The sequence below is a fragment of the Gordonia sp. NB41Y genome, assembly GCF_030718915.1.
Classification (GTDB): Bacteria; Actinomycetota; Actinomycetes; order Mycobacteriales; family Mycobacteriaceae; genus Gordonia; species Gordonia desulfuricans.
Window position 1 is genome coordinate 4709580 of the sequence record NZ_CP132196.1, and the last position, 23618, is coordinate 4733197.

Here is a 23618-nt window from a genome sequence, read left to right on the forward strand (position 1 = left end):
GCCGGGGATTGCCCGACGGGCTCGGTAATCTCTGCAGACGTGAACACTGTCGAGCCGCCCGAGCATGTGCTGAACACATTCGGGTTGACCGCCCACCCGCCCATCGCGATGGGCGACTCGTGGCTGGGCGGCTGGCGCGTCGGTGAGGTGGTGCTGTCGCTGGTTCCCGACCACGCGCGTGCCGCGTGGTCGGCGTCGGTACGTGAGAACCTCTATGTCGAGGGGCTGCGGATCGCCCGTCCGTTCCGGGCCACCGACGGTCGCTATGTGGTGTCCGGCTGGCGGGCCGACACCTATATCGCCGGAACCCCCGAGCCACGTCACGACGAGGTGGTGTCGGTGGCCGACCGGCTGCACGAGGCCATCGCCGATCTGGACCGTCCTCGGTTCCTGCTGCAACAGCCCGCACCGCCGCACACCGATGTCGACGTCTTCAACGCCGCCGACCGGGCTGCCTGGGAGGACGTTCCGTTGCGGACCGCGCGCGCCGCGGGGATGGCCGAACCGACCTCGGTGGACGGGCAGGAGAGTATCGCAATACTCAAGACGCTGGCCACGCTACGTAAGCCGGTGGAGCTGAAAAACCAAGTGGTACACGGTGATCTGTTCGGTACCGTGCTGTTCGCCGGGGCGGCGGCACCCGGGATCACCGACATCGTGCCGTACTGGCGGCCGGCGTCGTGGGCGGCGGCGGTGGTCGTCGTCGACTCGCTCGCCTGGGGTGGCGCCGACGACGATCTGGTCCGTCGCTGGTCCGATCAGCCCGAGTGGCCGCAGATGATGCTGCGGGCCACCATGTTCCGGCTGGCCGTCCACGCCCTGCACCCCCGGTCCACCGCCGGCGCGCTACCCGGTCTCAAACGGGTCGTCGACATCGTCCGTCTGATGGTATAACCGCTGGTACGCACCGTTCTGTCGGTGCATTCGCACCATCCCATCCCGCTCACACCCTCGCCTGGGTGATGTGAGAACAACGTGACTTCTCAGTCACGACCGTGACAAGTGGCGCAACACGGCGTCCCTACCGTTGGTTCAACGATCGACGCTGATCGTCGGTCACCCGGCCACAGCCCTGACGCACAGTCACTTGTCACCAACCCGATGGGACACCACATGGCAACATCACGTTTGCTGGACAACCTGCGAAGAGACCACACGATCACCGACTGGGATCCCGAGGACACCGTCGCCTGGGACAAGGGCAACGCCCAGATCGCCCGCCGCAACCTCCTCTGGTCGGTGATCTGCGAGCACATCGGTTTCTCGATCTGGTCGCTGTTCTCGGTGATGGCCCTGTTCATGGGCCCCGAGTACGGGATCGACGCCGACCAGAAGTTCGTGATCGCGGCCACCGCCACCTTCGTCGGCGCCTGCCTGCGCGTCCCCTACACCCAGGCCACTGCACGATTCGGCGGCCGGAACTGGGCGATCTTCTCCGCGGTGGTGCTACTCGTCCCGACCGGCCTCACCATGATGCTGATGATGAACCCCGGTGAATTCGGCTTCGGCTGGTTCCTGTTCGTCGCGGCGCTCACCGGATTCGGCGGCGGCAACTTCGCCTCGTCGATGACCAACATCAACGCCTTCTATCCGCAGCGGCTGAAGGGCTGGGCCCTCGGACTGAACGCCGGTGGCGGCAACATCGGTGTGCCGGCCGTGCAGCTGCTCGGCCTGCTGGTGATCTGGCTGGCCTCGGACAAGCCCGAGATCGTCTGTGCCATCTACCTTGTCGGTCTCGCCATCGCCGGTGTCGGTGCCGCGATCTACATGGACAACCTCGATCACCAGACCTCCAGCGGCCGTGCGATGATCGACTGCCTCAAGCATTACGACAGCTGGTTGATCTCCATCCTCTACATCGGCACCTTCGGATCGTTCATCGGCTTCTCCTTTGCGTTCAGCCAGGTGCTCAACATCTCGTTCAAGTCATCCGGTGAGACCGCCGCCGCGGCAGCACTTTCGGCCGCACAGATCGCCTGGATCGGTCCGCTGCTGGGATCGCTGTTCCGTCCGCTCGGCGGGAAGTTCGCCGACCGCTTCGGCGGTGGCAAGGTCACCCTGTGGTGCTTCGTCGGCATGGTCGCCTCCTCGGTCATCCTGGTGATCGCCGGAACCGTCGCCGACGGACATGCGGGCCACAAGATCGAGACGCCGCAGCTGGCCGGATTCATCGTCGGGTTCATCCTGCTGTTCGCCATCTCCGGTATCGCCAACGGCTCTGTCTACAAGATCATCCCGACGATCTTCGAGCACAAGTCCCGCAACCTGACCGGTGTCGACGGCATGGCCCGCACCCTGTGGTCACGGTCGATGTCGGGGGCGCTGATCGGGATCGCCGGTGCCGTCGGCGCACTCGGCGGCGTGGCGATCAACCTGGTGCTGCGCAGCAGCTACAAGGCCAACCAGTCGGCCACCGTCGCCTTCTGGATCTTCCTGGCCTTCTACGTGATCGCCGGTGTCATCACCTGGTGGTTCTACGCCCGCCGGGAGGTCGTCCTCGACCCGAACTACAGCCACACCGACGACATCCACGTGGTCTCACCGGAAATCGCCGCGGCACTGGAGGGTTCCGGTAAGGGTGCAGAGTCCACCGACACCGCAGAGTCCACCGACATCGCAGAAGCCACCGACACCGAGACCGTCGAGGCGAAGGCCTGACCGGGCCTGGCAGACGAGAGCAGTACACGCATGACGAAGGGAACCGAGATGAACACGTCGCGCACCGTCGTGGTCGCCGGACACGGAATGGTCGGACATCGATTCGTGCAGGAGATGCGCCGGCGGGACACCGATGGCACCTGGCGCGTCGTGGTGATCGGAGAGGAAGCCGAACCCGCATACGACCGGGTGGGCCTGTCCTCCTACGTGGGCGAGTGGGATCGCACCGCACTCGCCTTGAGCGGCAACACCTATGACGGTGACGTCGTGGTGGAGTCGCTGTTGGGGGAGACGGTCACCTCCGTCGACCGCGCCGGCCGCCGGGTGGTGACCGACTCCGGTCGTACCGTCGACTACGACGCGCTGGTGCTCGCGACCGGCTCGTACCCGTTCGTCCCGCCGGTCAGCGGTCACGATCACGAGAAGTGCTTCGTGTACCGCACTCTCGACGATCTCGACGGCATCCGCGCGGTGGCCGAGGTCGCCGGACCGGGTGCGGTCGGCGTGGTGGTCGGTGGCGGGCTGCTCGGCCTCGAGGCGGCGAATGCGTTGCGGCTGTTGGGGATGACCCCGCATGTCGTCGAGTTCGCCCCGCGGCTGATGCCGATGCAGGTCGACGACGGCGGCGGTGCGGTGCTGGCCAATCTCGTCACCGATCTGGGGTTGCATGTGCACACCGGGGTCGGCACGTCGGCCATCGCCGACAACGGAACCGGCGGGGTGTCGGTGACGCTGAGCGACGAGTCGGTGATCGATGCGGCACTGGTGGTCTTCTCGGCCGGTGTGCGCCCGCGTGATCAACTCGCCCGCGATGCCGGTCTGGCGGTCGGCGAACGAGGTGGTGTGCTCGTCGACACCGGTTGCCGCACCGACGATCCCGACATCTTCGCGATCGGTGAGGTGGCCGCGGTCGAAGGGCGTTGTTATGGACTGGTCGCCCCGGGGTACTCCACCGCCGAGGTGGTCGCCGAACAACTGCTCGGCGGAGCCGCGGAGTTCCCCGGGGCGGACATGTCCACCAAACTCAAGCTGCTCGGTGTCGACGTCGCCAGCTTCGGTGATGCCATGGGCACCACCGAGAACGCCCTCGAGATCGTCTACTCCGATCCGGTGGCCGGCAAGTATGCCAAGGTCGTCATCTCCGACGATGCGTCCACCCTGCTCGGCGGCATCCTGGTGGGTGACGCGTCGGCGTACGCGATGCTCAAGCCGATGGTCGGTCGCGCGATCCCGGGTGACCCGGCGGCACTGATCACCCCGGCGGGCGGCGGTGCGGGCGTCGGTATCGACGCGTTGCCCGACGATGCCGAGATCTGCTCGTGCAACGGCGTTTCCAAGGGGACGATCTGTTCGGCCATCGCCGAGGGCGCCTGCGACATCGCGGCGATCAAGGGATGCACCTCGGCGGGCACCACATGTGGTGGTTGCGTGCCCAGCATCAAGGCCCTGCTCGAGGCGTCGGGCGTGCAGCTCAGCAAGTCGCTGTGTGAGCACTTCACGCAGTCGCGCGCCGAGCTGTTCGAGATCGTCGCGGTCACCGGAATCCGTACCTTCTCCGAGCTGATCGAGCGGTACGGAGCCGGATCGGGTTGCGAGATCTGCAAGCCCACCGTCGCATCGATCCTGGCGTCGACGTCGAGCGACCACATCCTCGACGGCGAGCAGGCCGGGCTGCAGGACACCAACGACCACTTCCTGGCGAACATGCAGAAGAACGGGTCGTACTCGGTGGTCCCGCGGATGCCGGGTGGCGAGGTCACCCCCGAACAGCTGATCGTGATCGGTGAGATCGCCCGCGACTTCGACCTGTACACCAAGATCACCGGTGGCCAGCGGATCGATCTGTTCGGTGCCCGGGTCGATCAGCTCCCCGAGATCTGGCGTCGCCTCGTCGATGCGGGCATGGAGTCGGGGCATGCCTACGGCAAGAGCCTGCGGACGGTCAAGAGCTGCGTCGGCTCCACCTGGTGCCGCTACGGTGTGCAGGACTCGGTGGGGATGGCGGTGTTCCTGGAGAAGCGGTACCGCGGTCTGCGGTCGCCGCACAAGCTGAAGTTCGGTGTGTCCGGCTGTGCCCGCGAGTGTGCCGAGGCCCGCGGCAAGGACGTCGGTGTGATCGCCACCGAGCACGGATGGAACCTGTACGTCGCCGGCAACGGCGGTCAGACACCCAAGCACGCGCAGCTGCTGGCCGGTGGTGTGGATGACGAGACGCTCGTCGCCTACATTGACCGGTACCTGATGTTCTACATCCGCACCGCCGACCGACTTCAGCGCACCGCGCCGTGGCTGGAGTCGCTCGAGGGCGGACTGGACCACCTCAAGGCGGTGGTCTGCGACGACAGCCTGGGGCTGGCCGCCGAGCTGGAGGCGGCGATGGAGCTCCACGTCGCGGGCTACCGTGATGAGTGGGCCGCAGTATTGGAAGACGAGGACAAGCTGAAGCGGTTCGTGTCGTTCGTGAACGCTCCGGAGGTGTCAGACCCCACCATCCGGTTCACCGAGGGAGACGAGCGCAAGGTCCCGGTGTTGCTCGACCTGCCCACCGTTCGGTCGGCGTCGGTCGGGGCCGGTGTCCTCGTGGAATCGGCCGGGACGGATGTCCCGCTGGAATCGGAAGGAGTGCGCTGATGACGATCATCGACACTGCCGAACAGACTCAGACGGGCGTCTGGGTGCGCGTGTGTGCACTCGACGAGCTCGTCGTCGGACGTGGCGTCGGGGTGCTGGGACCGGACGGGGCGCAGGCCGCGCTGTTCCGCATCCCGGCGTCGGAGACCGACCGAGAGGCCGTCGGACGGTCGCGGCTGCACGCGATCGGCAACATCGACCCGTTCGCCCGCGCCGCGGTGCTCTCGCGCGGGCTGACCGGTGACCACGGCGGCGAGCCCACCGTGGCGAGCCCGATCGGCAAGCAGGTGTTCTCGTTGCGGTCGGGGGTGTGCCTCGACGACGACACCGTCGCGGTGCCGTCGCTGGCGGTGCGGGTGGTCGACGGTGTCGTCGAGGTCCACTTCGCCGCTGCCGTCGATGGGACACGATGAGCGACAGCCGCCGCCCGGCCACCGTGCCGGACGAGTTGCCCCTCGAGGGATTCACCATCGGGATCACCGCGGCCCGGCGATCGGAGGAGTTCGCGGCGCTGCTGACGCGTCGCGGTGCCGAGGTGATGCTGGCGCCGACGATCCGGATTCTGCCGCTCGTCGACGACACCGAACTCGAGCGGGTGACCGGTCGGATCATCGCCGATCCGCCGGACATCATGGTCGCCACCACCGGAATCGGTTTCCGCGGTTGGGTGGAGGCCGCCGACGGGTGGGGCGAGGCCGAGGCGCTGGTGGCCGCGCTGGACAAGAGCCGGCTGATCGCGCGTGGTCCGAAGGCCAAGGGCGCGATCCGTGCCGCCGGGTTGCGGGAGGAATGGTCGCCGGAGAGCGAGTCGTCGTCGGAGGTGCTCGACCGCCTGCTGGCCGAGGGTGTCGACGGGGTGCGGGTGGCGGTGCAGCTGCACGGTGCCACCACCGAGTGGGAGCCGCTGCCGGACTTCTGCGCGGTGTTGCGCGCGGCCGGTGCCGATGTCCTGGCGGTGCCGGTGTACCGGTGGAACATGCATCCCGATGTGGGCCGGATCGACAAGTTGATCACGGCCACCATCCGGGCCGACCTCGATGCCATCACCTTCACCAGTGCTCCGGCCGCTGCGGCGATCCTCACCCGGGCCAAGGAACTGGGAAAGCTGCAGCCGTTCGTGCACGCGATGCGCACGGCGGTGCCGGTGATGTGTGTCGGGTCGGTCAGTGCGGGTCCGCTGGAGGCGTTGCAGATCCCGACGGCCTATCCACGCCGATTCCGGTTGGGTGCGTTGGTGCGGTTGATCACCGACGAGCTGCCGCGCCGGAGCCGCACCCTGCGGGTGGCCGGCCACGACACCGCGATCCGCGGTCAGGCGGTCCTGGTCGACGGTGAGATGCGAGACGTGTCCGCGACCGGACAGTTGTTGTTGAAGATGCTGGCGAAGGCGCCGGGACGGGTGGTCGGGCGGCAGGAACTGCTGCGCGGACTACCGGGTGACAGTGCCGACACCCATGCGGTGGAAGTCGCGGTGGCACGCCTGCGGGCGGCCCTCGGTGACTCCAAGATGATCCAGACCGTGGTGAAACGCGGTTATCGGCTGGCCGTCGACCTGGAATACGACGAGGCCGAGGAACCCGACGAGACCTGGGACGAATGATTCGACATACCAAGCAGTTCCGACTTCCACACGGCGACCGGCTGGCCGACGTGCACCCGGTGCTCGTGGCGCACGGGACCCGCAATCCGCACGGCGTCGCGGTGATCGCCGAGATCGCCGAGCTGGTGGCCGCCAAGGTGGGCTGCACCCGCACGGCCTTCGTCGACGTGCTGGGTCCCACTCCCAGCGAGGTGATCGCCGACCTCGACCATGGCCGCCCGGCAGTGCTCGTGCCCGCCTTCCTGGCATCGGGATACCATGTGCGCAAAGACATTCCCGAGCATGTTGCCCTCGCGGGACGGTCCGACACCATCGTCACCCGTGCGCTCGGACCCGATCCGGTGATCGCCGATGTCACCCGTCGTCGCCTGGTCGAGGCGGGCTGGCGTCCCGGTGATGCGGTGGTCCTGGCCGCAGCCGGTTCCTCCGATCCGTCGGCCTGTGCGCAGGTGTCACTGGCCGCCCGCCAGCTCGAGTCGTTGATCGGCGGGCACGTCGAGGTGGGCTTCATCGCCACCGCGACACCCACTGTTCCCGATGCCATCGCACAGGCCCGCAGCACCGGCCGTCGCGTCGTGGTGGCGTCACATCTGTTGGCGCCCGGTCTGTTCCACCAGCGGCTGTTCACCTACGGTGCCGATGCCGTCACCGAGCCCCTCGGTGCCGACCCGGCGATCGTCGACCTCATCGTCACCCGCATGCGTGCGGCCGTGAGTCCCTACCGCACCACCGCGCCGCTGCTGCACTGACGTCGCTGTCGGCGATGTCGGTGACCACCTCGAAGTGGGTGGTGCCTCGTTACGCTCCGTGTCGGCTCAACCATCAATTGCCGCAACGGAAGTTGGTGGTTGAGCCGGGGCCGAGCATCGCGAGGACCCGTGTCGAAACCTCGGTGGGTCGACGGTGTCGGTGACCACCTTGACCGTGGGTTGCGTTTCGGGTTCGGCCGGCGGAGGTTTCGACTCGACTTGTCGCTTCGCTCCTCGTCGGCTCAACCATCAATGGTTGCAACCAGATTCGGTGGGTGGGGGTTTGGTGGTTGAGCCGGGACCGAGCGTCGCGAGGACCCGTGTCGAAACCTGGGTGGGTTGACGGTGTCGGTGACCACCTTGACCGTGGGTTGCGTTTCGGGTTCGGCCGGCGGAGGTTTCGACTCGACTTGTCGCTTCGCTCCTCGTCGGCTCAACCATCAATGGTTGCAACGGAAGTTGGTGGTTGAGCCGGGACCGAGCGTAGCGAGGACCCGTGTCGAAACCTGGGTGAGTTGACGGTGTCGGTGACCACCTCGAAGTGGGTGGTGTCCTCGCTGCGCTCCTCGTCGGCTCAACCATCAATGGTTGCAACCAGATTCGGTGGGTGGGGGTTTGGTGGTTGAGCCGGGACCGAGCGTAGCGAGGACCCGTGTCGAAACCTGGGTGAGTTGACGGTGTCGGTGACCACCTCGAAGTGGGTGGTGTCCTCGCTGCGCTCCTCGTCGGCTCAACCATCAATGGTTGCAACCAGATTCGGTGGGTGGGGGTTTGGTGGTTGAGCCGGGACCGAGCATCGCGAGGACCCGTGTCGAAACCTGGTCAGTCGACGTTGTCGGTGGTCACCTCGAACGGAGTGGTTCTCAGGTGGCCGACGGGATCTCCCACCGGCACTCACGGAGGATCACCTTGCCGTCACGAACGGGCACGCCCTCCTCCCGAAGTCGATCGAGCTGGCGGTGGGCGAGGTGCGGGGCGGGTTTGCCACTCGCCGATATCACCCGATGCCAGGGCAGGTCGGCGCTGTCCGTCCGCATGATCCAGCCGACGACTCGTGGGGACGAAAGATCGGCTGCAGCAGCGAGATCCCCATAGGTACTCACCTGGCCGACGGGGATCGCGGCCACCAGTGCCCGCACCCGCTCCACATCGGCGTCGGTGACCGAACTCATGCCAGCGAACGGACCAGTTCTGCGCACAGCTCCGGTTCCAGGAACGGAACCATGTGTTCACAGTCGGCGTGATGGACGTGGACGGACTCGGGTCGTTCGGTGGCGCATGCGTCGAGGAATCCCGGCCGCACGAACGGTGGGTCGACGCGGTCGGCCACGACCACATGAGTCGGCAACCCCGGGGGCGGCAGCACCGCCGGACGGCTCATCTCACTCCAGGAGGCAGCGGCCATCGGCGCACTCACCCGCCAGCCGACCCGGCCGTGCGGACGCGCGGTGAGATGCTCGGCGATCTCGGCCTCGAGTATCGCGTCAGGTACCGCTGCCCACCCCTCCGCGCGCTTCGCCGCACGGGCGGCGTCGGCGTCGGCATAGTCCCAGTGATCGAGGCTGTCGGTGGCGACCGTCAGTGCGAACTCGGGGTCGAGTCCCTGGGCCGGGTCGAGTAGGACAAGACCCTTGAACACCTCGGGGCGGTGATTGGCCAGGTGGATGGCGAGCGTGCCACCGAACGAATGCCCGACGAGCACCACCGGTTGCGCCGAGACCGGGATGGTCGCGTCCACCAGCTCCGACAACGCACGCACATGGTTCTCGATCGCCCACGGCGGGCGCCACGGGGAGCGGCCGTGGCCGATCAGATCCGGTGCCACCACATGCATGTCGTGCAGGTAGATCGCCGACATCGACTCCCAGCGCCGGGCATGGCCGGTCAGACCGTGCAGGGCCAGGACGGTCGCCGACGCCTGCTCGGGTGGCGGTCCGAAGGTCAGCGAGTGCAGAGTGCTCACCGATCCATCCTGCCACGCGAGGGGCTCGACGGCGGACCGGGACAGACGGTTCTCCCGACCGCCCGACCCGGCCGGCGCAAGAGTGTCGGTGCCACGTGATTGCATGGTTGCATGGCCCGCTCGCGTTCTTCAGCCCCTACCGCGAAGGCCGGTTCCGCACGGTCGGGCCGGCCGGGTGCCAAGGGTGCCGGCACCGCGTTGCGGGCGCACCTGGTCGGTCACTCCGATGCCGCGACCGCCGACCGCAGCTGGCCCCCGCAGGTGCAGCGCATGATCGACGGCGACGACCCGAAGACCGATCGCGCCGGTGCGTGGCAGCCGTACCGCGTGCACGGTGGCCCGGGGTCGGGCAAGACGGCGCTCGTCGTCGATGCCGCCGTGGCCCGCCTCACCCGGGCCGGGACCGACCCGGAATCGGTGCTGGTCCTCGCATCCGATCGCAAGGCCGCGGTGCGGCTGCGCGAGGAGATCACCCGGCGCGTGCTCGCCGCGTCGTCGGACGGGCTCGCGCTCGGCGGCGCTCTGCGCGAACCGCTGGTGCGTACCGTGCACTCGTATGCGTTCGCGATCCTGCGGCTGCAGGCCCAGGCGCACAACAATCCGCCGCCGCGACTGATCACCGGTTCCGAGCAGGACGTGGTGCTCCGCGAGCTGCTCGCCGGTGACGTCGAGGACGGCGCCGAGTACTGGCCCGCCCACCTACGTCCGGCGCTGATCACCGACGGTTTCGCGCAAGCATTGCGGGACTTGATGATGCGTGCCGCCGAGCGCGGCGTGGGGCCCGAAGAACTGTCGGCCCTGGGACGCAAGCACCGGCGTCCGGAGTGGGTGGCGGCCGGGCATGCGTACGCCCAGTACGAGCAGAACGTGTTACTGCGAGGGGCCGTCGGTTCGGAGACCCCCGGCGCATCCGCACCGGCCGTGGACGCCGCCGAACTGGTCGGATCGGCATTGTCGGCATTCGCGACCGACCCGGAACTGCTTGCCGCGCAGCGTCGTCGCATCCGTCACCTCATCGTCGACGACGCACAGCACCTCGATCCGCAAGCCGCCCACCTGATCCGGCTCGTCGGTACCGGGACCGACTCGACGATCATCGCCGCCGACACCGACCAGTCGGTGTTCGGATTCCGCGGGGCGAGTCCACGATTCGCCGACGAGCTGGCCGAGGCGGGCTCCGACCACGACATCCGGCTCGACCACGACTTCCGCCATCATCGGCAGATCGCAGTGGTCGGCCGCGCACTGACCGCCCGGCTGCCCGGTGCCCGACCCCACGGTTTCCCGGTGGTCCCCGACGGCGAGAACGACGAACCCGGTGGCGCATCGGTACGGGTGTTCAGCTCGGCGGCCAAGGAGGCCACGGCCGTGGCCGACCTGCTGCGTCGCGCGCACCTGTTCGAGGGCGTGCCGTGGTCGAAGATGGCGGTGATCGTGCGGTCGGCGCACCTCGCACTGCCCGCGCTGCGCCGCGCATTCCGGTCCGCCGGAGTACCGCTGAACACCCCGACCACCGATCTGCCCCTGCACCGGCAGCGTGCGGTGGCCGCACTGATGACGGTGCTGCGGGCCGTGGCCGCGCGTGACCAGGAGACGGTGACCGAGGAGGAGTTCTCCATCGACGACACCGTCGCCCTGCTCACCGGGCCCGTCGGCATGGCCGACCCCGGCTCGATGCGCCGGCTGCGGCGCGGGGTGCGTCGACATGACGAGAAGGTGGGAGAAGAACGCGCCGACCGGGACTCACTGATCTCGCTGCGGCTCGCGATCCTCGACCCGACACTCGGTGCCGAGTACCTGCGTGCGGTCACCGACCACGAAGGGGCACCGCTGGGTCGAGTGCTCGAGGTGATCGGCGCCGCGGCCCGCGCACACACCGCCGGACGCGGCGTGGAGGAGACGCTGTGGTCGGCGTGGCAGGCCACCGGCCTGGAACGCCGCTGGGTGTCGGCGGCCATCCGCGGCGGCCCCGGCGGCGAGCAGGCCGACCGCGACCTCGACGCGATGATGGCGATGTTCGAGTCGGCGGCCAACTTCGCCGACACCCTGCCGGCGGCCGGGCCGGCCGGCTTCGTCCACTACCTCACCCAGCTGCAGATCCCGCGCGACAGCCGCGCCGCGGTGGCCGCTGCCGAATCGGTGACGGTGCTCTCCGCGCACGCCGCCGCCGGGCGCGAATGGGAGGTGGTCGCCGTCGCCGGAGTGCTCGACGGACTGTGGCCCTCCCTGCGCAGCCGCGGAAGTGTGCTGGCCACCGCCCAACTCGTCGACCTGCTCGACGGCATCGCGCCGGACGCCGTGGAGACGGTCGCCCGCGGGGCCGTCGCGCTGGCCGACGAACGTCGCCTGCTGTTGGTGGCCTGCACCCGGGCCCGACGCCGGCTGCTGATCACCGCGGTCGAGGACGGGGGCGGTGAGTCGTCGCCGTCGCGGTTCGTCGTCGAGATCGCCGATGCGCTGCGGGCCGATCCCCGGCGCGACACCGACACCCCCGGCGCCGGTGCGAATCCCCTGGGAGACGGCTACGCCGACGACGAGTCCCTCGACACCAACCCGGACACCGATCTGCCGATCGATCCCGGCGTCGACCGTGTGCTCTCGTTGCCGTCGCTCGTCGCGACCCTGCGGGCCGTGGTGGTCGCCGGGGTCACCGATCCCGGAAGCCCCGGCGCCGAACCCGACGAGCGGACCCGTTCTGCCGCCGAACTGCTTGCGCAACTGGCCGATTCGGATATTCCCGGAGCGCATCCGCGGGACTGGTTCGCGCTGGCGCGGCCGAGTACCGCCGAACCGCTGTGGAATCCCGAGTCGGGGCCGGTGGTGCTGTCGCCGTCGAATGTCGACCAGCTCTCACGGTGTTCGCTGCGATGGGTCCTCGAACGCGCCGGTGGCCGTGACGGCGACGGCGCACCCGCACTCACCGGCAGCCTGGTGCACACCCTTGTGCAGGCGGTGGCCGGAGAGATCGACCCCGCAGAGGTGACCGCAGCACTGCGTGGCATCTGGGACCGCGTCGACACCGGAGCGGTCTGGTATTCCGCCCGCGAACTCGAACGTGCCGAGTCGATGCTGGTGAACTTCCGTGACTGGCTGCGTATCTCGCGAGACGACCTCGACGAGGTGGCCGTCGAGTCGGTGATCGACGCGACCATCCCGGCCGACCGCCCACTCGCCGACGGCGCGATCCCGGCCGACGACGGAACCGACCTCCCGGTCCGGTTGAAAGGACGGGTCGACCGGCTCGAACGCGACTCCGCCGGACGTCCGGTGGTGGTGGACGTCAAGACCGCCAAGACCGCCGTCAGCAAGGCCGACGCACGAGACCACGCGCAGATCGCCGCCTACCAGGTGGCCCTCGCACACGGTGGTGCGCGTGAATTCCCGGGCAAGAAGGTCGAACCCGGTGGTGGTCGGCTCGTCTACGTCTCCGCGGCGCACCGCTCGACCGGCGCCACCGAACGTGATCAGCCGCCACTCACACCCGAGCTGCTCGACGAGTGGGTTGCGGTGGTGCGCAAGGCGGCCCGCGCAGGCATCGGTCCGGTCTTCGAGGCCACCCCCAACCCGGGATGCGCGCACTGCGGCCTGGCCACCAGCTGTCCGGCCCAGCTGCGCGGAAAGGCGGTCACCGATGACTGACACCAGATCGGCCACACGGCACCGTGTCTCGGCGACCTCGCTGGCCGCGGCGCTCGGCCTGCCCTCGCCGACACCGGAACAGATCGAGGTGATCGAGGCACCGCAGGAACCGATGCTCGTCGTCGCCGGTGCCGGTGCGGGCAAGACCGAGACGATGGCCTCGCGGGTGGTGTGGCTGGTGGCCAACCAGATCGTCGCCCCCGACGAGATCCTGGGCCTCACCTTCACCCGCAAGGCCGCCAGCGAGCTCGGTGCCCGCATCCGCCGCCGCCTGTCGATGCTGGCCGGTTCGCCCGCCCTGATCAACTGGGATCCGGACGGAACCCTCGCCGCCCGACTCCGTTCCGGCGACCCCGAGGTCAGCACCTACCACGCCTACGCCGGCCGGCTGATCGCCGACTACGGCCTGCTGCTGCCGGTCGAACCCGCCGCCACCCTGCTCTCGGAGACCGAACTGTGGCAGATGGCCTTCACCATCGTCTCCAACTGGACCGGCGAGCTCACCACCACCAAGACCCCGGCCACCGTCACCGAGTCGGTGCTGCGGATCTACGGCGAGATGAGCGAACACCTCGTCGATCTCGACACCCTCTCGCGCTGGGGCGACGACCTCTACCGGATGGTCGACGACCTGCCCAAGGGCCCGCGACAGCGCGGCGGACCCAATGCCGCGCTGCGTACCGTCCAAGAGGTGATAGCCGAACGGCGACAACTCCTTCCGCTGGTCGCCACCCTCATGCAGACCATGCGCGATCAGGCGGTGCTGGACTTCGGCAGCCAGATGTCGCTGGCGGCACGGCTCGTGGCCGGACATCCGGAAGTGGTCGCCGCCCAACGCGAGGCCTTCGGTGCGGTGCTCCTCGACGAGTACCAGGACACCGGACACTCGCAGCGGGTGTTGTTGTCGGCGTTGTTCGGTCGCGGTCACGGGGGTGCCGGTCACGGAGGTGCCGGCCACGGTGGGGGCACCGTGGCGGTGACCGCCGTCGGCGACCCGATCCAGTCCATCTACGGGTGGCGCGGGGCGTCGGCGGCCAACCTGCCGCGCTTCGCCACCGACTTCGCGCTGCCCGACGGATCGCCCGCCCCGCGCCGCGAACTGCTCACCAGCTGGCGCAACCCGGTGCAGACCCTGCGGCTGGCCAACGAGACGAGCGAGGAACTGCGCCGCCGCGGTGTACCGGTCAGCGTGCTGCGCCCCCGCCCCGACGCCCCCACCGGCACGGTCACCCTGGCACTCACCGAGACCGTCGTCGACGAGCGCACCTGGATCGCCGACCAGGTCTCGGCGCGCTATCACGACGACGGGTCGGGGCCGCCGACCGTGGCGATCCTGGTGCGCCGCAACGAGGATTCGGCACCGCTCGCCGCCGAGCTGGAGAGCCGCGGCATCCCCGCGGAGGTGGTCGGCATCGGTGGTCTGCTGCACGTGCCCGAGGTGGAGGACATCGTCGCCACGCTGCGCCTGATGGCCGACCCGATGGCCGGCACCGCCGCCATGCGGCTGCTCACCGGCGCCCGCTGGCAGCTCGGCGCCCGCGACCTGGTCGCCCTGTGGCGCCGTGCCACCGCGCTGGCCGCCGGTCAGATCCCCGCCGGGGGAGTGGTGACCAGCCGCGCCGAACTCGACGATGCGCTCGACGCGGTGCTGCCCACCGAGATCGTCGACCGTGCCGGGATCGCCGACGCCGTGGTCGACCCGGGCGATCCGGAGGCCTACAGCCCCGAGGGATTCGCCCGGATCAAGGCATTCGGTGCGCAGCTGGAGGCATTGCGCCGGCGCATCGGGCAACCGCTGCCCGAACTCGTCGCCGACGTCGAGCACACCATCGGTGTCGGGATCGAGGCCCAGATCCGGGCCCGCCGGATGCGCGGGGCGATCACCGGGCGCGAACACCTCGACGCCTTCGCCGACTACGTCACCCGCTACGCCGATCGGCCCGGCGCGAACCTGCCGGGCCTGCTGGCCTTCCTGGACACCGCCGAATCCATCGAGAAGGGCCTCGAACCCGGCCGCGTCGAGGTGGCCGAACAGCGCGTGCAGATCCTCACCGTGCACGCCGCGAAGGGCCTCGAATGGGATGTGGTGGTGATCCCGCACCTGTGCGACGGGATCTTCCCGAGCGGCAAGGCCGACACCACCTGGCTGCGCAGCGCCCGCGAACTGCCCGGCCCGCTGCGCGGCGATCTCGCCGACCCCGGCGGATCCGGGGTGTCGGAGGGTTTCCCGGTCCTGCAACTGTGCCACGTGGGCGACCGCAAGGAGTTCGAGGACGCCCTCACCGAACACAAGGAGGCGATCGGCGAGCGGCGCCTGGAAGAGGACCGCCGTCTGCTCTACGTCGCGATCACCCGCGCGCGCCACGATCTGCTGGTGTCGGCGCATCACTGGTCGGAGAACGGCGACTCCCCGCGCGGCGGTTCACCGTTCTTCAACGAACTGCTCGGCATCGTCGGGGCGGCCATCGACGCCGACGACCACGCCGACGGCCTGTCCATCGACGTGTTCGCGCAGGATCCGGCCGACGGCGCCGAGAACCCGCTGGCCGAGCTCGACAGCCGTAGCCCGTGGCCCGCGGACCGCCTCGCGGAGCGCCGCGCACCGGTGGAGGCCGCCGCGGCGCTCGTCCTCGACGCCCTTGCCGGGCGCGATGCACCCGCACTGTTCGACGACGCCCTCTTCGACGGCCCGGACACGGGCACAACCGACGAATCGGCCACCGACGCAACCGACTCCGACCCCGAGATCGAGGCATGGCGTGCCGAGGTCGAAGTGCTCCTCGAGGAACATCGGCGTGGCAACCAGGCCGTCGTCGACGTCGCGCTGCCGTCGCATCTGTCGGTCAGTCAGCTCGTCGACCTCGACACCGACGAGCGTGAGTTCGCCCGCCGGCTGCGCCGCCCCACCCCGTATCGGCCGAATCCGATCGCTCGGCGCGGCACCGCATTCCACGCGTGGGTCGAGCGATGGTTCGGTGCCACCCGGCTCCTCGACGTGGACGAGTTGCCCGGTGCCGCCGACGAGAACGCCGCCCCCGACGCCGACCTCGAGATGCTGCGGGAGGCATTCCTGGCCTCGGGGTGGGCCAATCGCGCACCCAGTGAGGTGGAGGTGCCGTTCGAGACCGTCATCGGCGACACCGTGATCCGCGGCCGGATCGATGCGGTGTTCGCCGAGGCCGACGGATCATGGCTGGTGGTGGACTGGAAGACCGGTGCGGTCCCCGAGGAATCCGACCGGTCCTCGCTGTTCATCCAGCTGGCCGCCTACCGGGTGGCGTGGGCGCAGCTGTCCGGGGTGCCGATCGAGAAGGTGTCGGCGGCCTTCCACTACGTCCGATCCGGACACACCCTGGCACCCGAGAACCTGCCCGACAAGGCCGCACTCGCCGCGCTGCTGTCCAGATGAGTTGTGACCGCCGCGGATGCGTTAGATTCCAGGTTGTGAAGCGACGGCGGTACCCCCGATGAGATCTCGCGGTGCGATACGCCGACGGCTGCGCCGGGACGACCTCTCCGAGGGCCCCGACTACGCGCTCGTCGGGGTCATCCGGATCCCGGAGCTGCGGCAGAGCCCGGGCCGGGCGATCGGCCGCCGGGTGATCTTCGCCGTCGTCGCACTGTTCTTCACCGCGGTCGTCGTCTTCCTCGATCGTGGTGGCTACCGCGACGTCCAGGGCGATCAGCTGTCGTTCCTCGACTCGCTCTACTACTCGGCGGTCACCCTCTCGACCACCGGCTACGGTGACATCACGCCGGTCAGCCCATCGGCCCGGCTGATGAACCTGCTGATCATCACCCCGCTGCGCGTCCTGTTCCTGATCGTGTTGATCGGTACCACCCTCGAGGTGCTCACCGAACGGTCGCGGCAGGCGCTCAAGATCCAACGCTGGAGGAACGGCTTGCGCAATCACACTGTGGTCATCGGGTACGGCACCAAGGGCCGCACCGCGGTGGACGCGATGATCGGTGACGGCATCAAGCCCGCCGACATCGTCATCGTCGACTCCAATCCGGCGGTGCTCGAGGCGGCCGAGTCCGACGGCCTGGTGACCGTCCGCGGCGACGCCACCAAATCCGACGTGCTGCGGCTGGCCGGCGTGGCCCATGCGGCCAGCATCGTGGTGGCCGCCAACCGTGACGACACCGCCGTGCTGGCCACCCTCACCGCCCGCGAACTGAACTCGACGGCCAAGATCGTCGCGTCGATCCGCGAGTCGGAGAACACCCACCTGATGCGCCAGTCCGGCGCCAACTCGGTGGTGGTGTCGTCGGAGACCGCAGGCCGCCTCCTGGGTATCGCGACCATGACACCGTCGGTGGTGGAGGTGATCGAGGACCTCCTCACCCCGGATGCCGGGTATGCGATCGCCGAGCGCGAGGTCGATCCCACCGAGACCGGCGGGTCACCGGCACACACCCGCGACATCGTCCTCGGCGTGGTCCGCGCAGGGGTGCTGCACCGTGTCGACGACAGTGCGGTGGAACAGATCGAGGTGGGCGACCGCCTGCTGTATGTCCGCAAGGGCTCGTCGGAGTAGAGGTTCCGCGGGGATCGGCGACAGGGTAGAACACATCACATGGGTTCCTTCGTCTTCGATCAGCCGCCGCTGTTGTCCCGCGCCTCCTACGACCGTGCCGACGAGATCCGCGACGACCCCGGCCGGATGGTGTCGGGCTGGTCGACCGCCCGGGTCCTCGACATCGACGGTGCCGGACGCTACCCGATCAACGAGGACGGTTCGCTGGCGTGGGCACCGGCGACCGACATCGCCGACGCCCCGCCCGAGGACGCGGTGTTCCTCGCCCACATCGACACCGATCTGTGGACCCGACGCGTCGACGAGGTCACCGGCCGCAGCGCCGACGCTCGACGCGGCGCCACCCGGCTGACCCCGGATGAGGCCGGTCTGCTGGCCACCGCGCTCGGAATCCTGAACTGGCACGCCACTTCCCGCTTCTCACCGGTCGACGGTGGCCCCACCCGTCCGGCGCGGGGCGGCTGGGTGCGACGCCACATCGACACCGGCCGTGACGAGTTCCCGCGCACCGACCCGGCGATCATCACCGTCGTCCACGACGGCGGCGACCGGATTCTGCTGGGGCGTCAGGCCACCTGGCCCGAACGCTGGTACTCCACCCTCGCAGGTTTCGTCGAACCCGGGGAGTCGTTGGAGCAGTGCGTGATCCGCGAGGTGCACGAGGAGGTGGGCATCACCGTGCGCGAGCCCCGCTACCTCGGCAGCCAGCCGTGGCCGTTCCCGCGGTCGCTGATGCTCGGCTTCGCCGCGCTCGCCGATCCCGACGAGCCGCTGCAGTTCCTCGACGGCGAGATCGGCGACGCGCTGTGGTTCCATCGCGACGAGGTGCGGGAGGCACTGGCCGGTGGGGACGAATGGGTGCGCGGTGACGTGACGAACGGTGACGTGCCGGGCGATTCCGGGCGGCGGCTGCTGCTGCCCGGGTCGATCTCGATCGCGCGCTCGCTGATCACCGCCTGGGCCAACGGCTGACCACCACGCCCAACGCGGGCCGGGGTTCACCCTGCGCGGAACACCCGGCCGTCGAGTGGTGTTATGGGACGCATGAGTGAGAATGCGACCGACCTGTTGACCATGTACACCACCAGCTGGTGCGGATACTGCGCCCGGCTCAAGACCGGCCTGCGCAGCGCCGGGATCGAGTGGAACGAGATCGACATCGAGGCGCATCCGGAGGCCGCCGAGTTCGTCGGCAGCGTCAACGGCGGCAACCACGTCGTGCCCACCGTGCAGTATGCCGACGGTTCCACCGCGACCAACCCGTCGATCGCCGAGGTGAAGGCCAAGCTCGGCGTGTGAGTTCTGTCCACAGCCCGCCGATGCCCGACAGGCCACCCCGGTGTCCTGTCGGGACCGGCTGACATAGTGGATTGCGTGTCCGAACGCCCGAACCCCACCCGATCCCGACCAGCGGCCGACGGCATCCTCGACGGACTCGACCCCGAACAGCGTGAGGCGGTTCTCGCGCCACGTGGGCCGGTGTGTGTGCTCGCGGGTGCCGGGACCGGCAAGACCCGCACCATCACCCGTCGTATCGCGCACCTGATCGACACCGGACAGGTCAATCCGGGGCAGGTGCTGGCGGTGACCTTCACCGCCCGCGCGGCAGGGGAGATGCGCACCCGTCTGCGGTCGCTGGGGATCGGCGCGACCGGGCCGTCGGTGTCGGCGCAGACCTTCCACGCCGCCTCGCTGCGGCAGCTGCGCTACTTCTGGCCGCGGGTGTTCGGCAACAGCAGCTGGGAACTGCTCACCAACAAGTTCCCGCTGATGGCCCGTGCGGCCCGGCGCGCCGGGCTGAGCACCTCCACCGACACCGTGCGCGACCTGCTGTCGGAGATCGAATGGGCCAAGGCCTCGGTGATCGGCCCCGAGGGCTATGTGGCCGCGGCCACCCGACTGATGCGCGAGACGCCGTCGGCGCCGGAACAGATCGCCAAGGTCTATGCCGCCTACGAGGACGGCAAGGTCTCACCGGAGGGTGACAGGCTGCTCGACTTCGACGACCTGCTGATCTACATGACACAGATGATCGATGTGGATCCCGGTGTGGCAGAAGAGTTCCGTGCCCAGTACCGGTGCTTCGTGGTGGACGAGTACCAGGACGTCACCCCGGTGCAGCAGGGACTGCTCAACGCCTGGCTCGGCGAGCGCGACGATCTCACCGTCGTCGGGGACGCCAACCAGACCATCTACACGTTCACCGGCGCCAAGGCCGACTTCCTGCTGGACTTCCCGCGGCGCTTCCCGGAGGCGACCATGGTCCGCCTGGTCCGCGACTACCGGTCCACCCCGCAGGTGGTGAGTCTGGCCAACCGGGCGATCGGGGCGGCACGGGGCCGGATCGCCGGCACCCGCCTGGAGCTGATCGGTCAGCGCCCCGACGGCCCCGAGCCGTCCTTCGAGGAGTACGACGACGAGCCGATGGAGGCCCGTCTGGTGGCCGCCCAGATCAAACGGCTGGTCAACAGCGGTGTGGAACCGTCGGAGATCGCGATCCTCTACCGCGTCAACGCGCAGTCGGAGAATCACGAGCAGGCGCTCACCGAGGCCGGTGTCCCGTACCAGGTGCGGGGCGGTGAGGCATTCTTCACCCGCACCGAGGTGCGGCAGGCGATGCGGCAGCTCGCCCAGGTCGCCGAGCGCGGGCTGCGCGACGGTGTCGAGGTGCCGACCGCGGTGCGCGCGGTCCTCGTCGAACTCGGGCTCACCGAGGAGGAGCCGTCGGGTGCACAGGCGCGGGCGCGGTGGCAGTCGTTGCAGGCATTGGTCGAGCTGACCGACGACATGGTCGCCGAGAACCCGGAACTGACTCTCGTGCAACTGGTTCGGGAGCTGCAGGTCCGGTCGGAGGCGCGGCACCCACCCACCGTGCAGGGAGTCACCCTCTCGTCCCTGCACGCGGCGAAGGGTCTGGAGTGGGATGCGGTGTTCCTGGTGGGTCTGACCGAGGGTTCACTGCCGATCTCGCAGGCCATCAAGGGGTCTCCGGAACAGGTCGAGGAGGAACGCCGGCTGTTCTACGTCGGCATCACCCGCGCCCGTGTCCACCTGCAGATCTCCTGGGCGACGGCCCGCAACGAGGGCGGTCGTGCCCGACGCCGCTCCCGGTTCCTGTCGGGGCTGGCCCCCGAACCCGCACCGGCGGCGCGCGGCGGCTCCGAACGCAAACCCAAACGCGGGCCCACCTGTCGGGTGTGCGGGTCGCGGCTGTCGGGAACCACCGCCACCCTGCTCGGCCGGTGTGACACCTGCCCGTCGAATCTGGACGAGGATCTGCTGGTCGCGCTCAAGGACTGGCGGCGCGAACGGTCGCAGAGCAAGGGTGTTCCGGCGTTCGTCGTGTTCTCCGACAAGACCCTGCTCGCCATCGCCGAGCAGGGACCCACCGACGCCCGCGGGCTCGTCGCGATCCCGGGAATCGGGGCGGCCAAGCTCGAGGAGTACGGCGAGGAAGTCATCTCCATCGTCAAAAACGCAGGTCAAAAATAGGTTGTGCCGATTGTGCGGGCGGGCTTAGTCTGGGACGCACAGTCGACCACGGGGTTGGGTGAACGTGTGCCACACGGCCCCCGCGGATGAGAAGCAGACGAGATCGGAAAGGAGTGGAAGCAGTGAACACAATCGTTTTCGGTGACAAGCGCAATGTCGTCGGCAGCAATGCCGCCGGCGGCAGCCTGGTGGGCACCATCGCTCGCGACCGCTCCTGGCGTGTCGACGAGTGCCTGTCGCTCGGCGAGCATCGCGCCGATGCCGCACAACCGGCATCGGCAGCGATCGCGCTGTCCGAACCCGCGAACGCCGCCGCGTCGCCCGCGCCGGCACGAGCTGTCCCGCGATTCCCTGTGACACACCGCAGATCCAGACGCTGACCGCGTCAGATTTCCGGCCACGGGGCAATCGCAACCGCGAACCCGTGGCCTTTCTGGTCTGATCCCCCCGACATCTCGTCGATTCGGGGCAGGACTCCACCACAAACGGCTCGGGTCACGTGAACCCGATGAATCCGACAGAGGTGGAGAGGTAATGACAACCGACTGCGTTCTCGAACCGAGTACCGTGGCCGACCGTGTGGCGCCGGTCGGCCGTACCCGCACCGATGAGTGCTCTGCCAACGAATATTCTTCTGCTGCAACGCTTTCGGTGTCCCGATCGACCGATCTGCCCTGCCAGGCTGGTGACGCCGACCTGTGGTTCGCCGAGGATCCCCGTGACCTGGAGCGGGCCAAGGCCTTCTGTGGTGACTGCCCACTCAAGGCCCAGTGCCTGCAGGCCGCGCTCGATCGAGCCGAGCCGTGGGGTGTGTGGGGCGGCGAGATCTTCGACCACGGCGCGGTGATCGCCCGCAAGCGTCCCCGTGGCCGTCCGCGCAAGAATGCGGCCTGACGACGACACCGGCCGTCCCCGAATCCGTTCGGGGACGGCCGGTGGTCGTCGTGTTGGTGGTCGTCATGCCGGTGTCCGTTGTGTTCGTGGGCGTTGTGTCGGTGTTCGTGCCGTGCCGCCGGTGGGGTCGGTCAGGCCAGACCGGGCACCCACTGCTCCATGATCCCGCGGTACGGGGCCTCGGCGTCGAGCTGTGCGGCGATGCCGACGCACCCGGCGAGTACCCGGAACACCATCACGTACTGCTTGGGCACGTTCAGATGCCGTGAGGTCTTGTACACGTCGCCGCGCACATCGGTGGCCTTGCCGGCCGCGCGCTGCAACCACTTGCGGGTGAAGTGGAACGACTCGGTGTACAGCGGATCCACATAGGCCTTGAGGTAGGCCTCGATGTCGGTCGCCGACACCTTGTCGACCTGGGTGCGCAGGATGAACCCGGCATCCACCATGTGTGCCTTGAGTTCGTCGTACTCCTTGTCACGCGCGAGCCGCAGGATCGGGCCGGTCTCCGGCGGTAGTCCGTTGGGATAGTGGCCGACGGCGCCGAAGTCGAGGACGCCGAACCGGCCGTCGTCGGCGATGAAGAAGTTGCCCGGATGCGGATCGCCGTGCAGCAGGCCCACCCGGAACGGGGAGCTCACCTCGAAGGTCGACATGAGGGCGGCCGCGCGGTCACGGGTGGGCTTGTCGCCGCCGGTGATGATCTTCGACAGCGGGGTGCCGGTGAGCCATTCGGAGACGATCACCTTGGGTGAACTGGCGACCACCTTGGGGATGACGAAGTCGGGGTCGCCGTCGAAGGCCTTGGCGAAGGCCCGCTGGTTGTCGGCCTCGCCGAGATAGTCGAGCTCGGCCTCGGTGCGGTCGATCAGCTCGTCCATCATCGACTTCACGTCGGTGCCGGGGGAGAGCTTCTGGATCAGCCCGGACATCCGCGACAAGGTCTTGAGGTCGGCCTTGAGGGCGTGGTCGGCGCCCGGGTACTGGATCTTGACGGCCACCTCACGGCCGTCGGACCACACCGCCTTGTGTACCTGACCGATGCTCGCGGCGGCGGCCGGCTCGTCGGAGAAGTCGCGGAACCGTTGCCGCCACTTGGTGCCGAGCTGCTGGTCGAGCACCTTGTGCACCTTGGGCGCCGACAGCGGGGGTGCCTCCGCCTGCAGTTTGGTGAGCGCCTCGCGGAACGGTTCACCGAACTCGTCGGGGATCGCCGCCTCCATGATCGACATGGCCTGGCCGACCTTCATGGCGCCGCCCTTGAGCTCGCCGAGAACGGCGAACAGCTGATCGGCGGACTTCTCCAGGAGCTCCTGGTTGATCTCGTCCCGGTCTTTGCCGACCATTCGTTTCCCGAGCCCGGCCGCCGCACGTCCGGCCATGCCGATCGGCAGCGAGACGAGCTTGGCGTTCCGGCGACCTTGCCCCCGCGTGATGTCGGTCATAGTGTC

Annotated in this window: 17 protein-coding genes; 14 read left to right on the forward strand and 3 right to left on the reverse strand. The window is 68.9% G+C overall.

All coding sequences use genetic code 11. From position 1 onward, the window contains the following. Positions 1-39 precede the first annotated feature (39 nt). The 6 genes from Q9K23_RS20350 (at position 40) to Q9K23_RS20375 (ending at position 7638) form a co-directional block, all read left to right on the forward strand. Positions 40-894 carry a TIGR02569 family protein gene (locus Q9K23_RS20350; RefSeq protein WP_053778119.1) on the forward strand — a complete coding sequence of 285 codons (855 nt, stop codon included), beginning with the start codon at positions 40-42 and terminating at the stop codon, positions 892-894. 219 nt (positions 895-1113) lie between these two features. Next, the gene (locus Q9K23_RS20355; RefSeq protein ID WP_053778118.1) at positions 1114-2658 is read left to right on the forward strand and encodes a nitrate/nitrite transporter; all 1545 of its coding nucleotides are present in this window, start codon (positions 1114-1116) and stop codon (positions 2656-2658) included. Positions 2659-2688: 30 nt separating this feature from the next. Then, positions 2689-5289: a nitrite reductase large subunit NirB gene (gene nirB / locus Q9K23_RS20360; RefSeq protein ID WP_053778117.1), complete on the forward strand. Its 2601-nt coding sequence runs from the start codon at positions 2689-2691 to the stop codon at positions 5287-5289. Then, positions 5289-5702 carry a nitrite reductase small subunit NirD gene (gene nirD / locus Q9K23_RS20365; RefSeq protein WP_053778116.1) on the forward strand — a complete coding sequence of 138 codons (414 nt, stop codon included), beginning with the start codon at positions 5289-5291 and terminating at the stop codon, positions 5700-5702. The genes nirB and nirD overlap by 1 nt, the downstream gene beginning before the upstream one ends. After that, positions 5699-6889 (forward strand): uroporphyrinogen-III synthase, encoded by a 1191-nt coding sequence (locus tag Q9K23_RS20370; RefSeq protein WP_020793802.1) that lies wholly within the window; start codon positions 5699-5701, stop codon positions 6887-6889. The genes nirD and Q9K23_RS20370 overlap by 4 nt, the downstream gene beginning before the upstream one ends. Beyond that, positions 6886-7638, forward strand: a complete 753-nt coding sequence (locus tag Q9K23_RS20375) for a sirohydrochlorin chelatase (protein ID WP_020793803.1) — start codon at positions 6886-6888, stop codon at positions 7636-7638. The genes Q9K23_RS20370 and Q9K23_RS20375 overlap by 4 nt, the downstream gene beginning before the upstream one ends. Before the next feature lie 863 nt (positions 7639-8501). Here the strand turns inward: Q9K23_RS20375 and Q9K23_RS20380 are convergent. Further along, positions 8502-8810, reverse strand: coding sequence for an MGMT family protein (locus Q9K23_RS20380; RefSeq protein ID WP_053778115.1), 309 nt, complete (start codon positions 8808-8810; stop codon positions 8502-8504). Beyond that, the gene (locus Q9K23_RS20385) at positions 8807-9601 is read right to left on the reverse strand and encodes an alpha/beta fold hydrolase (protein WP_020793801.1); all 795 of its coding nucleotides are present in this window, start codon (positions 9599-9601) and stop codon (positions 8807-8809) included. Before Q9K23_RS20385 ends, Q9K23_RS20380 begins: the two co-directional genes overlap by 4 nt. Before the next feature lie 111 nt (positions 9602-9712). On the opposite strand from Q9K23_RS20385, the gene Q9K23_RS20390 reads away from it, so the two are divergent. The 8 genes from Q9K23_RS20390 to Q9K23_RS20425 all read left to right on the forward strand — a co-directional run bounded on the left by Q9K23_RS20390 (position 9713) and on the right by Q9K23_RS20425 (position 22167). Continuing rightward, positions 9713-13240, forward strand: a complete 3528-nt coding sequence (locus tag Q9K23_RS20390; RefSeq protein ID WP_053778114.1) for an ATP-dependent DNA helicase — start codon at positions 9713-9715, stop codon at positions 13238-13240. Next, positions 13233-16649: a UvrD-helicase domain-containing protein gene (locus Q9K23_RS20395; RefSeq protein ID WP_053778113.1), complete on the forward strand. Its 3417-nt coding sequence runs from the start codon at positions 13233-13235 to the stop codon at positions 16647-16649. Before Q9K23_RS20390 ends, Q9K23_RS20395 begins: the two co-directional genes overlap by 8 nt. Positions 16650-16707: 58 nt before the next feature. Next, positions 16708-17781, forward strand: a complete 1074-nt coding sequence (locus Q9K23_RS20400; protein ID WP_020791650.1) for a potassium channel family protein — start codon at positions 16708-16710, stop codon at positions 17779-17781. A gap of 39 nt (positions 17782-17820) precedes the next feature. Next, positions 17821-18753 (forward strand): NAD(+) diphosphatase, encoded by a 933-nt coding sequence (gene nudC, locus Q9K23_RS20405; RefSeq protein ID WP_053778112.1) that lies wholly within the window; start codon positions 17821-17823, stop codon positions 18751-18753. A 72-nt stretch (positions 18754-18825) separates the two neighbouring features. Next, a complete protein-coding gene (locus tag Q9K23_RS20410) occupies positions 18826-19080 on the forward strand; it encodes a mycoredoxin (RefSeq protein WP_174519072.1) in 255 nt (84 codons plus the stop codon). Between the two features lie 75 nt (positions 19081-19155). After that, complete coding sequence (locus tag Q9K23_RS20415) at positions 19156-21273, forward strand: ATP-dependent DNA helicase UvrD2 (protein WP_059038595.1); 2118 nt, start codon at positions 19156-19158, stop codon at positions 21271-21273. A gap of 122 nt (positions 21274-21395) precedes the next feature. Beyond that, positions 21396-21653: a hypothetical protein gene (locus tag Q9K23_RS20420; protein ID WP_053778111.1), complete on the forward strand. Its 258-nt coding sequence runs from the start codon at positions 21396-21398 to the stop codon at positions 21651-21653. Positions 21654-21807: 154 nt separating this feature from the next. Further along, the gene (locus Q9K23_RS20425; RefSeq protein WP_020792845.1) at positions 21808-22167 is read left to right on the forward strand and encodes a WhiB family transcriptional regulator; all 360 of its coding nucleotides are present in this window, start codon (positions 21808-21810) and stop codon (positions 22165-22167) included. Positions 22168-22298: 131 nt separating this feature from the next. Here the strand turns inward: Q9K23_RS20425 and Q9K23_RS20430 are convergent, their stop codons facing one another. Beyond that, positions 22299-23612 carry an AarF/UbiB family protein gene (locus Q9K23_RS20430; RefSeq protein ID WP_053778110.1) on the reverse strand — a complete coding sequence of 438 codons (1314 nt, stop codon included), beginning with the start codon at positions 23610-23612 and terminating at the stop codon, positions 22299-22301. Positions 23613-23618 lie beyond the last annotated feature (6 nt).